The organism is Pseudomonas sp. SWRI51 (genome assembly GCF_014268825.1).
GTDB classification, from domain to species: Bacteria; Pseudomonadota; Gammaproteobacteria; order Pseudomonadales; family Pseudomonadaceae; genus Aquipseudomonas; species Aquipseudomonas farsensis.
The window spans coordinates 1-13,833 of record NZ_JABWRG010000121.1 but is presented as its reverse complement, the minus strand read 5'-3'; the positions used below and the strand labels follow the sequence as shown (position 1 = coordinate 13,833).

The following is a 13,833-nucleotide window of genomic DNA, read 5'->3' as shown; positions in this document are numbered from 1 at the left end:
TGCTATCGCTATCGCGGGGCAAGCCCGCTCCCACGTTTCGATGTAAATCAGTCAGTTAGCGTTTGTTCTATGAGAGCGGCCTGGTGAGTTTTTGGGCGCTGGCCCAGGCCCGACCCACGCCGGCCACAAGCCGTTTTCACCGCCCCCAAGTCACGGCGTGTCACGAAAACTACAACGATTCGTCCTGTTTAAGCTGCTCAGAAGCGCTGTATGGCATATCCTTGCGCCACGCAAACAACTTCGAAGCAGTGAATTGAACGATGGGTTTTGAACAACTAGCTGAGCTACGTGACCGCCTGCGGGCTGAAAAAGACCAGGCAAAGGCCGTTAGCCCGCAGCCTCCCAAGCGCAAACCCGCGCCGCAGGCCAAGCCCCGTGAGCAAGATCCGGCGGTCGCTGCAATCTGGCCTTTGCAGAAGCATTTCCCCCTGGCGTTCCCGGTCAACCCGGCGCCCAAGGTGCCGCTCAAAGAAGGCATTTTCAAAGATGCCGAGCAACACCTCGAACTGCTCGGCATCACCCGCGAGCAGCTCAAACTGGGCATCTCGACCTGGTGCCGCGGCAGCCGTTACTGGGCAAGCATGGTAGAAGACGCGCCGCGTCTGGACCTTAACGGCCAACCCGTTGGCAGCGTCACTGCGGCACAAGCGCTGCACGCCAAGCAACAGGCCTCGCGCCAGCGCAGTCAAGACCGCCGCAATCGCGCCAAAGCCAAGGCAAGTGTTGCCGCGCCGGCCGCCGATGCTGCTGCGCAACCCGCTTGCGACTAATACAGTCCCGCAGCTAAAAGCCCGAACGATGGCGCTGGGCGCACCGCCCGGCCCCATCGCGGCGCCTGCACCACCTCTCCATGGATGAACCCATCAGGCCTAGCGCTGCCTGAATTTCAAGGATGCAGCCCCATGAAAGTCGCCCGAATCGCCGCCCTACGCCCTCTGCTGCCCGTCGAGGCCCTCGCCACTGCAATGGGTAAGAAATGGGCAGCCCCGGACGGCTACGGCTGTGTACCAGGCACGCACCGACAGGGGTTCAGCGCGCAGGTCGATGTCGCCGGCAAGCTCGGCAAAGTCAGCTTCAACAGAAACCTTGCGCCAACGGTCATGATCGAAGGGTTGCACATCGGCATGTCGCTGGTTGCTGCCAGGGCGGCACGCCCAACCCTACGCCCGTTACCCCACCACCCCGAACTCGGCGAGTGGTCCGAATACGCCGACCAGACGAGCGAAGGCTTTGACCTGCTGGTGCGAATAATCGACCAGCACATCGGCGCCCTGCAGCTCAGCCAGCCGGATGCTGTATACCCAGAGCCGGAAAAGCTGCTGGCGGACCCTCACCTGAACACCGCTTACGACTTGCTACGCGCACCGCAGTGCCTACAGCCTAAAAGCACTTGCGGCGTACAGTGGCCGGGCGGCTGGAGCCTGGGCTTGCCGCCAGGCATCAGCCAGCAGCAATGGCCGTTGAGCAAGCACTACGGTTACCCTTTGCGCCACGCCTTTACGCTGAAAATACCCGTGCAGTACCGCGTTCAAGGCGAGGAATACGTGGCGCTGAGCCTGTTCGTCGATGACCAGTTCGAAGAGCTGTCCAGCAGCGCGGCAGTCGAGGCGTTCTTCGCCAGCGACTTGTCGGACGAGCCTGTACGCGACCCCGCCTTGCTGCCGTTCTGGGAGCATCGCCGCGCCCGCCACCCCATGCGCTTCGACATGGTCGATATCCTCGGCACGCAGTACGCCGCCATATGGCTGACCGAAGCGCAGTTCAATGGCGATATCTGCCAGCCACCGGCACTGGCAGATAACCCTTTGCTCGGCCCGCCGCCGGGTTGGCTGCAACAGAGCTACGCCCAGTACTTGGGCTACGACAAGGTGCGCAACCCAGGCGCCCCTGCGTTTGACTGGTTGCCCGGTGACGGCCCGGCAGCAGGAATTGACAGCGCCTTTGCCATCAGCGCACAGCTGCGCGAAGGCGACCCGAATGTCGGCAAGCCGCCGCGTGAGTGGGAAGACGACTGCAAGGACAGCGGCTACGTACCCGCCTTCACCGAGCAAGGCAATGCGCTTGGCCTGTCACAGTTCGATGGCCGCACTCACCTGGGCGGCACCATGTTCCCGATCCAGAGCTACCCGCAGTTCAGCCCCTTCTACCTTGAGTTCGAGGAGCATTTTGGCGGGTTCAATTTTGGCAGCGGCAACGCGCAACTTGATCTGCTGAAGATGGAGCTGGATTGGGCCTGCGGCTGATAAGGGGCCTCTATCGAGGTTGCCGAACCGCGTCTGCTGACGCGCCAATGCTTGCCAGAAACGCCTCGGCATCGCGGTTCGAGCGCAGGTGGATTACCCGGCAGCCCGGCGGCGCCTGTTCCGCAAGTTGCTTCATTTTTGCCCGTGCCGAGGTTCTGGTGCGCCACATGAAGCCGTAGAACTCTGGCAGCCTACTCAGCCGATCCGGGCAATCGCTCGGCAAGTCCGGCCGCGAACGTCCACGGTTCAGCGCGGTCCTGAGCAAGACACGCCAGAACCGCAGCGGCGCCGAACGGTCGATCCATATCAACGTATCAGCCCGGGCCAGGCGGTTATCCCAGGTCGTTGAATGCCCGCCTTCGAAAATCCAGCGCTCGCGGGCTTCGACTTCATGGCAAAGCCGCGTCTTTTCATCCGGGCTACGCTCGACCCAACCCGGTTGCCAATGAATGGTGTCGATATGCACCACCGGCAAGCCCGTGCGCTCGCCCAACTGGCGTGCCAAGGTGCTTTTTCCAGAGCCAGGCTGACCCACAATCATCACCCGTTGCATTGATGCTCCCTCTAGCCATGCGTACTGATTTTGGGGGGCGCGATTGTACGGGAGGGATTGCTTGCGTCAACCAGCACGCTATGACTCGCTTGCGACCTGCGTGCCAAGCCATTGGGCAAACACCTGAACGGGCCACCGCTGCAGGCTCTGCTTGCGCGCAACCAGGTAGTAGGCAAAGCGTGACGGCCATGGGCGATCCACAGCCACCACCAACCTGCCGCTGCGCAGGTCATCTTCAGCGTGTTGCGCCTGGACCAGCGCGATGCCTTGGCCATCGGCCGCCGCACGCAGCAACAGCATATCTTCGTCAAAGCTCGGCCCCCGACGGCTTCGACTGTCGGGCTGAACACCATGGGCCTGCAACCACAGCGTCCAGTCGGCACGCTCGGCATCTTGCAACAACGGGTACTCAAGGCAGCCCTGCGGGGCCTGCAGCGCCGGCCCTTCTGCGAGCAAGCGAGGGCTGATCACCGGCAGCAGCACCGGCGCCAGCAGCCTCGTCGACTCAAGGCCTGGGTACTCACCCAGGCCATGACGCAGCGCGATATCCACCTGGCTGCGGTGCAGGTCGACAAGCTCGGACGTTGCCTGCACCTGCACCTCGATCTCGGGGTACAGGGCTTTGAACGCCGCCAGCCGGGGCACCAGCCAACTGGCGGCGAATGAGGGTTGGGTGGTGATGGTCAGGGTGGCGGCGCGCGTCAGCGCATCAAGGTCGAGAAGCGCGCTTTCGATCTGCCCAAAACCACGCGACAAGCCCGGGTACAGCACCTCCCCGGCCTCGGTGAGCTGCACACCATAGCGGTTGCGGGTCAACAGGATCACGCCCAGGCGCTCCTCCAACAGGCGTATCTGCTGGCTGACGGCGCCGGCAGTCACGCCCATGCGCTCGGCGGCGGCTTTAAGGCTGCCCAGCCGAGCTGTTTCGCAGAAGGCCCGCAGTGCGAGCAATGGCAGTACTGCACCCATAACGCTACCAACCTTAGAAAAACTAAACCTAGCGCCTGAAAGGATCGTTAGTCAGGCCCTTATATGGCCAATAGCATAGCGGGAGCTTGTACAACACTGGTTTAGTTTTTTTGAGGTGACCGATGCACGACCCCACACTTGTCCTTTATACCGACAGCTCCCCCAATGGCTTCAAGATCACCATTGCACTTGAGGAAATGGGGCTGCCCTACCGCCTCGTCCATGTAAACATCGACCGTGGTGACCACCACCACGCAGACTTTCTCGCGCTCAACCCAGCGGGCCGGATACCGGTTCTGGTGGACCAGAGCGCCAACATCGTGCTCTTCGAATCAGCGGCGATCCTGTTGTACCTGGCGCAGCTCAGCGGCCAGTTGCTTGAACAAGCCCCGCAGGCTCGTTGGGAGGCGATTACCTGGCTGATGTATCACAGCGCCAGCATGGGCCCGTTGCTTGGCCAGCGCGTGCACTTCGACTGCTTCGAAAGCCAGCCTGACCCTTCGGCGCAACAGCGTTACCGCAACCTGACCGAACACGCTTTCGGCATTCTCGACCAGCGGCTTGCCGGCCGCTCCTGGCTGGCCGCCGACACCTACTCCATTGCAGATATCGCAAGCTTCGCCTGGTTGCATATTGCAGCGTTGGTGGGCTTTGACTTCAGTGGCCATGCACACCTCTCCCGCTGGTTCAGGCAAGTGGAACAGCGCCCCGCAGTGCAGCGCGGCCTTCGTCTGCCTGCCCCCGCCACCGGCCCCTGAGCCCCGCCCCCAAGGAATGGACATGACCTCTTTCAATACCAAAGGCGCCAACGCCGATGCCTTCGCCCAGCATCCGGGCTATCGACGCATGTTCGGCCAAGGTCAGTTGACCTTGGGCTTGTTCATGCCGCTGCGCTTCTATGACGGTGACATGGGCGTGCTGGCCAGGCAGGCTGAACTGGTCGGCAAGATCGATCAATTGGGCTTCGCGGCGGCCTGGGTGCGTGATGTGCCGCTGTACGACCCTGCGTTCGGGGATGCAGGCCAGGTGTTCGACCCCTTTACCTACCTGGCGTACCTGGCCGCCCATACCCAACGGATCAGCCTCGCCACCGGCAGCGCGATCTTCGCCCTGCGCCATCCGATAGACCTGGCAAAAGCCGCTACCACGCTCGACTGCCTTTCTGGTGGGCGCCTGGTGCTAGGCATTGCCTCGGGTGATCGCCCTGTCGAGTTTCCGGCCTATGGCCTGGACCACGGCAGCCGTGGCGAGCGTTTTGCGCAAAGCGTGGATTACTTCCGCCAGTTGCTGGCCGCGCGACCGGCGCCAATCAGCTCGCCGCTGGGCCAACTAGAGGGCGCCGAGCTGTTGCCCAAGCCCGTTGCCGGCCGCGTACCACTACTGGTGACCGGCTCGTCTCGCCAGTCCTTGCAGTGGCTGGGCGAGCAGGCCGATGGCTGGATTACCTACCCCGATGCGACACACAACAGCCTCGGCCCCCGGCGCCTGGCCGAAAAAATCCAGGCGTGGCGCGCCAACATCCCCGCAGAAGGCTTCCGGCCCCATGTCACCAATGAATGGATCGACCTGGATGAAAACCCGAACCTCCCGCGTACCCCCCTGCAGGGCGGCTACGTATTACGCACTGGCCGAAACGGCCTGATCGACTTGCTGAACGAGTGGCGCTCGGCGGGCGTCAACCACGCGGCGCTGGGTATCCAGATGGCGCAACGTGCACCGATGGAGATCATTCAAGAGCTTGCTGATGAGGTGTTACCGCTGTTTCCGTCGCTGGCAGGGCCAGCGACGCATGCGCAAGCCTGGTAGATGACGCGGCAAGGCATGCGTTGGCAGCGTGCCGAGGGGGCTGGCCTGCGTTGATGGCAGCCAGCCCCGCCGTACGACGCAAGGGCCAAACCGGGCAAGCCATCGGGCTCTAAGTGCACATTCCTATCGATGCCATCGATGATTACTATCGAACGGCTCGCCTGTCGGGCCGGCAAAACCGGCCTCTATAATCGCCGTCAACTTTCCTCCCCCGCTTCTTGCGCCTGTTTCAGGCGACAGTCCCTCCTTGGAACCCAGCACCATGCCAAGCGCCAGCCAGGCCACACAAGGCCGTCCCCAACATGATCAACAGAGCGTCAGCCAGCAGTGGCTGGCGATTCTTTCGGTCGCCGTGGGCGCCTTCGCCCTCGTTACCAGCGAATTTCTGCCGGTGGGCGTACTCAACGACGTTGCCCGCGACCTTGGCATCAGTGCCGGGCATGCCGGGCTGATGGTCACCTTGCCCGGCATCATGGCCGCCCTCGCCGCCCCGCTGCTGTCGGTCGGCATCGGTGCGATGGACCGGCGCTACCTGCTGATCGGCCTGACGCTGATCATGATCATCGCCAACGCGACCGTGGCCTATGCCAGCGACTTCAACCTGCTGTTGCTCGGGCGGGTATTGCTGGGCGTCAGCATTGGCGGTTTCTGGGCCACTGCCATCGCCCTCAGCGGCCGCCTTGCGCCCAAGGGCGTAGGGGTGGCACAGGCTACCTCGATCATCATGGTCGGCGTGACCCTGGCCACCGTGCTCGGTGTGCCGGTCGGCACCTGGCTGAGTGGCCTGATGGGCTGGCGCATGACCTTCCTGGTCACAGCCCTGGTGGGCATCCCGGTGTTGCTGGCGCAGATCTTCCTGTTGCCGCGGCTGACCCCGGACAAGGCCATCCGCATCAGTGACCTGCCCGCGCTGTTCATCAACCCGCAAGCTCGCGTCGGGCTGATTGCAGTGTTGCTGATCGGCCTTGCGCACTTTGCCGCGTATACCTACGTGGCGCCGTTCTTCAAGCAGAGCGCAGGCTTTGACGGGCCGACCATCGGCTCGCTGTTACTGCTGTACGGCGTTGCCGGGGTGATCGGCAATATCTTCGCAGGCTTCGCCGCCAACCGCAGCGTGCGCCACACCTTGATGCTGGTGGCGCTGATGATCGGCATCAGCACCGCGCTGTTCCCCTACTACGCAACCAGCATGACCGGCGCGGCGATGCTGATCGCCTTGTGGGGCTTTGCCTTCGGTGCTTTCCCGGCCTGCGCAAGCATCTGGATGTTCATCGTCGCGCCCAAGGATGTCGAGCGCGGCATGCCGCTGTTCGTGGCGCTGTTCCAGGTGATTATCGCGCTGGGCTCGTTCTTCGGCGGGCAGATCGTCGACCAGATGGGCAGCGCGGTACTGCTGAGCCTGGCCACGGCCTTGGTCGGCTGCGGCTTTGCCACGGTGCTGGTACTGGGCCGCAAGGTCACCAACAGCCTTGCCGCCCAGCCCTGCTAAACAAGCCTGCGCAGGCGCAGACACGCCAGCAGCGCCATCAGCAGCACCGCGCCGCCGCCGCCCAGCGCCAGGCTGAAGGCCGCCCGCACACCCGCATGATCGACCAGTTGACCGGATAGCGCTGCACCCAGCGCTACGCCGACATTCAGCCCCGCCAGCAGCCAGGTCATGCCCTCGGTGACTTGCTGCTCAGGGACCAAGCGCTCGATCACGGTCATCGCCACGATCATGGTCGGTGCAAAGAACACCCCGGCGATCAGCACTGCGCTGGCCAGCGTTGGAATACTGCCCACCAGCATCAGCGGCAAGGTAGTCAAGGCAGTGGCCACGCTGCCCCAGAGCAATTGCTGGGGCAAAGGGGCCTTGAGCACCAGCGCCCCGAACAGCAGGCCCGAGGCACAAGAACCCACCGCGTAAGCCGACAGCACCAGGCTGGCAGCAGCCGGGCGGCCAAGCTGCTCGGCGAACGCTACGCTGGTGATGTCTACGGTACCGACGATCACCCCCATCGCAACCATCAGCAGCGCCAGCAGCCTGACGTTGGCAAGGCCGATCACCGAGGCTGGGCGCGCACTGGCGGCTTGCCGAGGCTCGACAGCGGGTTCGGTGCTGCGCTGAACCAGCAAGGCGCAAACACCGATTACCAACAACACGGCAGCACCCAGCACCGCCGCCTGCGCCAACACCGCCACCGCCAGCCCGACGGCCAGCGGCGGCCCGACGATAAAGGTCAGCTCATCCAGGACCGTCTCCAGTGAATAGGCGGTCTGCAGGCACGGCTGGCCGCGATAGAGCACCGTCCAGCGCGCTCGCACCATGGCTGACACGCTGGGCATGAACCCAGCCAGCACGGCGCCAATGAACAGGCCCCAGACAGGCCCCTCGCACCAGGAAACTGCCGCCAGCAGCAGCAAGCCAAGCGCGCTGATGGCCGTGGCTACTGGCAGCACGCGGCGCTGGCCATATAGATCGACCAGGCGCGACAGCTGCGGCGACAGCAGCGCGTAGGTGAGCACGAATGTGGCCGCCACCATGCCAGCCAGGCTATAGCTGCCCTGCAACTGCGACAGCATGGTGATGATGCCGATGCCGGTCATCGGCAACGCCAGCCTGGCAATCAGGCCAGCCAGGCAAAAGGCTTTGCTGCCGGGTGCGCGAAACAGCGCGCGATAAGGGGTGGCCATCTGAATCTCCTGAACTGCCAGCTTGCAAGGACGTTGCGCTGAGATGGAAAATACATACGCTGCGTATGAATGCCAGCGTATATTCATACGCTTCGTATGTAAATCGCCAAGTTGCCAGTCCAAGGAGTGAGCCAATGGCTCGTCGCACCCGTGCAGAGATGCAGGAAACCCGAGCCGCTTTGCTCGCCACCGCCCGCAAGGTGTTCAGCGAACGCGGGTATGCAGAAACCTCGATGGACGACCTGACAGCCCAGGCCGGCCTGACCCGTGGTGCGCTGTATCACCACTTTGGTGACAAGAAGGGCCTGCTGGCCGCCGTGGTCGAGCAGATCGATGCCGAGATGGATGCACGCTTGCAGGCTATTTCAGACACCGCTGCCAGCGCCTGGGAAGGCTTTGCCACGCGCTGCCGAGCCTATCTTGAGATGGCGCTGGAGACGGATATCCAACGGTTGGTTCTACGGGATGCCAAGGCCGTACTGGGCGGTGTGACGCCTGAGGCGCAGCGCCAGTGTGTGGAGTCGCTGCGGCGGTTGCTTGAGCAACTGATGGCCCAGGGCGTGGTTGCCCAGGCCGATCCAGAGGCCTTGGCGGCGCTGGTTTATGGCAGTTTGTCCGAGGCTGCGGTATGGATTGCCGACGGCGAGCATGGGGCGGCGCGGCTTGAGCAGGCGATTGCTGCGTTGGGGTTGCTGCTGCGGGGGTTGCGCGAGCATTGAGGCCCGTTTTGTGCAGGCCTGTTCTCGCCAGACATATCTCCATGTGGCGAGCTCCCTTGTGGCGAGCGGGCTTGCCCCGCGTTGGGCTGCGCAGCAGCCCTGAAAACCCAAGGGGCTGCTGCGCAGCCCAACGCGGGACAAGCCCGCTCGCCACAACTGTCTGTCAGTTCCCACAGGATTGGGTCCCACCAGCAACGTTGCGGTTGAGCAGGGCCTGCGTGGGAGCTGGCGATAGCCTGCGATGAGGTCTGAACAGGCCAGCGCGGCACTAACGTATCTCCCACACCTGTTTCCTGGCCTTATGGCGAACGGGTTGGTTTTAACTCCCCATCACCTCCCCCACCAACCATTGCCCCGCCACCCCCAACGGGCTGCGCCGGGACCAGGCCACGTCAATATCGACGCTACGCGGATAACTCCGCACGTTCAGCTCCACCAGCCCCTGCCCAAACCGTGCCACCAGTTCACGAGGCAGCACCGCCCAGCCAAAACCGCGGGCGGCAAACTCCATCAACGTCAGGTAATCCGGCGCCGACCAGGCCTGGCTGCTGGACGGCGCTGCGCCGCCGACGTAGGTGCGAATGAACAGCTGCCGCTGCGCCTCAAGCTCACGGCGCGTGGCCTGCCCAGTTGCGGCCAGCGGATGGCTGGCGCTCACGTACACGGCAAATTGTGCCTGCACCGCCAGGCGCTCCGCCGCGACATCGGCGGGGTAGCTCTTTTGCGCCACCAAGATGCCCAGGTGCACCTGGCCGGTCTGGATCAGGTCGATCACATCAGCGTCTTCCGAGGGCCCGCAGCGCAGCTCGGTGTCCGGGAATCTATCGGCAAACCGCGCGGCCACGTCACCGAAGAACACCAAACTGTAGATATCGGTCATCACCACCGACAACAGCGGCTCGACCTGCGCGGTCAGGCGCATGGCCAGGGCATCCAGGCGCTCGCTGGCGGCGAGGATCTCATCGACCCGCGCCAGGACCAGCCGCCCAGCCTCGTTGAGCACGGGGTGGCGGCCGCCGCGGTCGAACAACTGAAGGCCGATATCGGCCTCCAGGTTGGCAATCGCGATACTGATCGTCGACTGGCTCTTGTTCAGCTTGCGTGCCGCAGCTGAAAACGAGCCCAGACAGGCGGCTTGGGTGAAGGCAACGAGGGATTCGGGAGAGTACCGCATAGGTATTGATAAAACCGATGGCTGCTATGTGTTCAGTATCGATTCAATCAACGACCATGTGAAGCATCGTTTGGATGGCCTCAGGTGCAATCATGAAACACAAAGCAATGTCGTTGTTTGAGCGGTTGGTACACGCCACTGGCTACGAGATCGGTGCCGTGGTGATGTCGGCGCCAATCATGGCCTGGATATTCGACAAGCCGATGCAAACCACTGGCGCCCTGGCGCTGGTGATTTCGCTGGTGGCAATGGCCTGGAACATGCTCTACAACGCACTTGTCGACCGTTTTATCGACAGCGAGCGAAACACCTGGAGCTGGCGCGCAAGGCTGCTGCATGGCCTGGGTTTCGAGGGCGGCATCATCGCCCTGTGCCTGCCGCTGGCGATGTGGATGCTGGATATCTCGGCGGTGCAGGCATTCATGCTGGAAGCGGGTTTCTTCGTATTTATTCTGCCGTACACGGTGCTCTACAACTGGGGCTTCGACAAGGCCCGCTACCAGCTGCAACGGCGCAGGCTAGCGGCCTGAGGGGGCTCAAAACTGCCCCAGCCAGTACGCCACATCCACCTCGTCGATCTGCTCGGGGCGCAGAAACCGCTCGGCATAGTGGCGATAGACGCCACTGCTGAGGAACAGCCGCAGCAACTCGCCGTCGATGTGCCGGTCGCGGGCCATGAAGGCCATGATCTTCACCGACTCCGACAAGGTTTTTGGTGCCTTGTACGGGCGATCCGCTGCGGTCAGGGCCTCGAAGATATCGGCAATCGCCATTACCCGTTCAGGGATGCTCAACGCCTCTTCACCCAAGCGCCTGGGGTAGCCGCTGCCGTCCATCTTCTCGTGGTGGTTGCCAGCAATTGACGGCACTCGCCGCAGTTGGCGAGGGAACGGCAGCGAGCTGAGCATGATGATGGTCTGCACGATGTGTTCGTTGATCTTGAACCGCTCTTCGTCAGTGAGTGTGCCGCGCCGAATCGACAGGTTGTGCAGCTCGCCGGCATCGCTGGCATAAGCCGGCAGGCGCATGTCGAAACCCCATGTATTGCGCGGGTCGTCCGCCGCAACCGGCGGCTTGCGCGAGCCCCAGGGAACGCGGTGTTCGGGGCGGTCGGCCAATAGCAGCTCGGTAGCAGGCAATGGCATCACCGCCAGCTCGGCCAGGCGCGCCTGCTCGTCACGGGAAAGCCCCAGGCGATCATCGAAATGGCGCAGCCAGCAGCGCTGGCCGATCTGCTGCAGGCGCTCGATATCCGCCTGCTCCATGAACTCGCCGCCAATATTGGCGTTGGCGACAAAGGCAAAGTCGGCCTGCAATTGGGCTTGGCAGCACTGCAACGTGGTTTGCAAGGCGGCCTGATCGGCGCCGCCCGCCACGCCCTGCCAGTAGACGATCTGCGCATCGCGGCCGAGCACCTCGAAGCGCATGCGCACTTCGTGGATGCGGTTGTAGAGGGTTTCGAGCTTGGTGGCCTTGTCCACCACATACTCGGGGCTGGTGACCTTGCCGCAGTCATGCAGCCAGGCGGCGACATGGAATTCGTAGCGCTCGGCCTCAGTCATGGCAAAGCCTGCGTAGGGGCCACTGTCGGCCTGCACTGCCTGGTCCAACAGCAGCTGCGCCAGTTGTGGCACGCGTTCGCAGTGCCCACCCGTGTAGGGGCTCTTGGCGTCGATGGCATCGGCCAGCAGCTTGATCAGGGCGTCCAGCAGGCGCTGCTGGGCTTCGGCCAGTTGCCGGGTTTCGATGGCCACGGCGGCTGCACCGGACAGCTCTTCGACAAAGCGTCGGAACGGCTCACCCACCGCCGCACCGTTTTCCAGTTGCAGAATCAGGATGCCGAGCAAAGCCTGGTCACGGTCGTTGAGCACCACAGCAAGGCTGCGCCCTTGCAGCCCCAACGCCTCGCTGACCAACGCCGGCAGATCGTGTTGCGCGCCTTGGCAAACGGCAAGTTCGCTGGGGTAGCCATCGCCATGGCAGGCAGCGGCCAGGCGCAACTGGGCGTGATCGTCATCGAGCAGATAAACCGCGCCCGCACTCACCTCGGCAGCCGTCACCAAATGCCCGAGCACACCGTCGAGCATGCGTTCCAGATGGCTCTCGCGGCTCAGCGTGAGGGTGATGGCCTGGAAGCTGCCAATGGTTGCAGACATGCGCCCGAGCGCCTGGCTAAGTTCCCCGACCTCACTGACCCGCGATACCACCCCGACCTGGCGCGCAAAATCGAACCCGGCAACGCCCCGCACCTGGTCGGCCAATTGCCGCAGCGGCCGGCCTATGCGCTGGCCAAGCAGGCCACCGAGCATCAATAGCACGGCGATCAGCGCCGCAATCCACAGCAACTGGTCCAGCAGCACCTTGCGCGCCTCGGCCAGCAGTTCGTGCGCAGGCACCGCAATCAGCACCTGCAGGTCCTGCCCGGCCAGGTTCAATGGCACGCGCATGCCATACCAGTGCTGGCCGTTCACTTCAAAGGGCCGTGGCCGGGAGCCTTGGGGTGGGTTGGCGTACAACTGCGCTAGGCTGGGAATACCCAGCGCACTGATATTTGCCAGCCGCACCGTGCGGCCGTCACGCACGATCACCCGCTCAAGTTCCGGGTAGGCCACCACACTGCCCTGCCCGTCCACCACCGCGATTTCAGTGCCAGGGGTGATGCGCAGGTCACGGCTTTCGCTGGCCAGGTCGTTGACCGAGACATCCATGCCGATCACCGAGGCACCATCGGCGCTACGCTGGGCCATGGTCAGGCCGATTTCACCGGTGGTGAAGAACACATAGGGTCGGGTCAGCACAGTGCCGGCTTGCGCATTGGCCTGGCTGAACCAGGGCCGGGTGCGTGGGTCGTAGCGGTAGTCGGGCTTGAGCTGAGTGGCAAGCAGGTTCAGTGCACGGTCGTAGAAGCGCCACTCGCCCAGTATCGAGCCGTCGGCGCCATGACTTACGCTTTGCACCAGAAAGACGGTGCCGGCAGGCGCTGCGAAACGTTCGAGCAGTTGCGGGGCGCGCAGACGCCGCACCAGCATGAAATCGCCACTGGGGTAACCCAGGTAGGCGGCGCTGAGCATGCGGTTGGCATTAAGGGTTTCGACCAGTTGCGGCAAGCGTTGCAGGCGCTGTTGCAGGTCGCTGGCCGGCGGGTTGAACGCCAGCAGGCGAATGCTGCTCTGGGCCGGCTCGACCAGGCGCCTGGCGCGTTCCTCGATGGTTTTGCCGACCTGCTGGGCGCCATCGCCTGCTGCGGTGACCAAGGTCTGGCGCAGCCCGCGATAGCCCTGCCAGGCCAGCACGCTGCCGAGCAGCAGCATGCCCAGCACAATGGCCAGTGCCACCACCAGTTGCAGTGATATGCCACGTTTCATTGCCGGATGCTCACGGCAGCATCGACTGCTAAAAGGTCCATCGACACGCAGCCCATCCCAGGTACTCCATGTGTGGCGGTTTGAACAGTGTAATCAGCCTGGGAGAACCTGCAGCGCGGCTGGCCACATAGTGGCCCCGCGCGGGTGAAAGCTTTAGCGTTGCTGGGTTAAAGCGTGGTCCCTGCGCCGCCCTCATCGCAGGCTTCGCCAGCTCCCACAGAGGCCATGTGGTTGGACCCAATCCTGTGGGGAATGATAGAGAGTTGTGGCGAGCGGGCTTGTCCCGCGTTGGGCTGCTCAGCAGCCCTTTGGGTTTTCAGGGCTGCTGCGC

12 protein-coding genes are annotated in these 13,833 nt (G+C 63.5%); 7 read left to right on the top strand and 5 right to left on the bottom strand.

Features of this window, described 5'->3' with window-relative positions; all coding sequences use genetic code 11:
• The first annotated feature begins 260 nt into the window (after nucleotides 1–260).
• Together HU720_RS22195 and HU720_RS22190 are read left to right on the top strand one after the other, a co-directional pair.
• Nucleotides 261–770 carry a ProQ/FinO family protein gene (locus tag HU720_RS22195; protein ID WP_186522955.1) on the top strand — a complete coding sequence of 170 codons (510 nt, stop codon included), beginning with the start codon at nucleotides 261–263 and terminating at the stop codon, nucleotides 768–770.
• Between the two features lie 132 nt (nucleotides 771–902).
• A complete protein-coding gene (locus HU720_RS22190; RefSeq protein WP_186522953.1) occupies nucleotides 903–2,243 on the top strand; it encodes a hypothetical protein in 1,341 nt (446 codons plus the stop codon).
• A gap of 10 nt (nucleotides 2,244–2,253) precedes the next feature.
• Here the strand turns inward: HU720_RS22190 and HU720_RS22185 are convergent, their stop codons facing one another.
• A complete protein-coding gene (locus HU720_RS22185) occupies nucleotides 2,254–2,796 on the bottom strand; it encodes an AAA family ATPase (protein ID WP_186522951.1) in 543 nt (180 codons plus the stop codon).
• A 78-nt stretch (nucleotides 2,797–2,874) separates the two neighbouring features.
• Nucleotides 2,875–3,765: a LysR substrate-binding domain-containing protein gene (locus HU720_RS22180; protein WP_186522949.1), complete on the bottom strand. Its 891-nt coding sequence runs from the start codon at nucleotides 3,763–3,765 to the stop codon at nucleotides 2,875–2,877.
• A gap of 122 nt (nucleotides 3,766–3,887) precedes the next feature.
• Here HU720_RS22180 and HU720_RS22175 point away from each other — a divergent pair, with 122 nt between their 5' ends.
• From HU720_RS22175 to HU720_RS22165, 3 genes are all read left to right on the top strand, one after another.
• Nucleotides 3,888–4,523 carry a glutathione S-transferase family protein gene (locus HU720_RS22175; protein WP_186522947.1) on the top strand — a complete coding sequence of 212 codons (636 nt, stop codon included), beginning with the start codon at nucleotides 3,888–3,890 and terminating at the stop codon, nucleotides 4,521–4,523.
• Between the two features lie 22 nt (nucleotides 4,524–4,545).
• On the top strand, nucleotides 4,546–5,571 hold the full coding sequence (locus HU720_RS22170) for an LLM class oxidoreductase (RefSeq protein WP_202883587.1): 1,026 nt from the start codon (nucleotides 4,546–4,548) through the stop codon (nucleotides 5,569–5,571).
• A gap of 262 nt (nucleotides 5,572–5,833) precedes the next feature.
• Complete coding sequence (locus tag HU720_RS22165) at nucleotides 5,834–7,060, top strand: MFS transporter (protein WP_186522943.1); 1,227 nt, start codon at nucleotides 5,834–5,836, stop codon at nucleotides 7,058–7,060.
• Here HU720_RS22165 and HU720_RS22160 read toward each other — a convergent pair.
• Nucleotides 7,057–8,244, bottom strand: a complete 1,188-nt coding sequence (locus tag HU720_RS22160; protein ID WP_186522941.1) for an MFS transporter — start codon at nucleotides 8,242–8,244, stop codon at nucleotides 7,057–7,059. The genes HU720_RS22165 and HU720_RS22160 overlap by 4 nt on opposite strands.
• A gap of 134 nt (nucleotides 8,245–8,378) precedes the next feature.
• On the opposite strand from HU720_RS22160, the gene HU720_RS22155 reads away from it, so the two are divergent.
• On the top strand, nucleotides 8,379–8,963 hold the full coding sequence (locus HU720_RS22155) for a TetR family transcriptional regulator (RefSeq protein ID WP_186522939.1): 585 nt from the start codon (nucleotides 8,379–8,381) through the stop codon (nucleotides 8,961–8,963).
• Nucleotides 8,964–9,282: 319 nt separating this feature from the next.
• Here the strand turns inward: HU720_RS22155 and HU720_RS22150 are convergent, their stop codons facing one another.
• Nucleotides 9,283–10,137 carry a LysR family transcriptional regulator gene (locus HU720_RS22150; RefSeq protein ID WP_186522937.1) on the bottom strand — a complete coding sequence of 285 codons (855 nt, stop codon included), beginning with the start codon at nucleotides 10,135–10,137 and terminating at the stop codon, nucleotides 9,283–9,285.
• A 92-nt stretch (nucleotides 10,138–10,229) separates the two neighbouring features.
• Between HU720_RS22150 and HU720_RS22145 the strand changes: the two genes are divergently transcribed.
• On the top strand, nucleotides 10,230–10,667 hold the full coding sequence (locus tag HU720_RS22145; protein ID WP_186522935.1) for a multidrug/biocide efflux PACE transporter: 438 nt from the start codon (nucleotides 10,230–10,232) through the stop codon (nucleotides 10,665–10,667).
• A 6-nt stretch (nucleotides 10,668–10,673) separates the two neighbouring features.
• Here HU720_RS22145 and HU720_RS22140 read toward each other — a convergent pair whose 3' ends face one another.
• Complete coding sequence (locus HU720_RS22140) at nucleotides 10,674–13,502, bottom strand: HD domain-containing phosphohydrolase (protein ID WP_186522927.1); 2,829 nt, start codon at nucleotides 13,500–13,502, stop codon at nucleotides 10,674–10,676.
• Nucleotides 13,503–13,833: the final 331 nt, after the last annotated feature.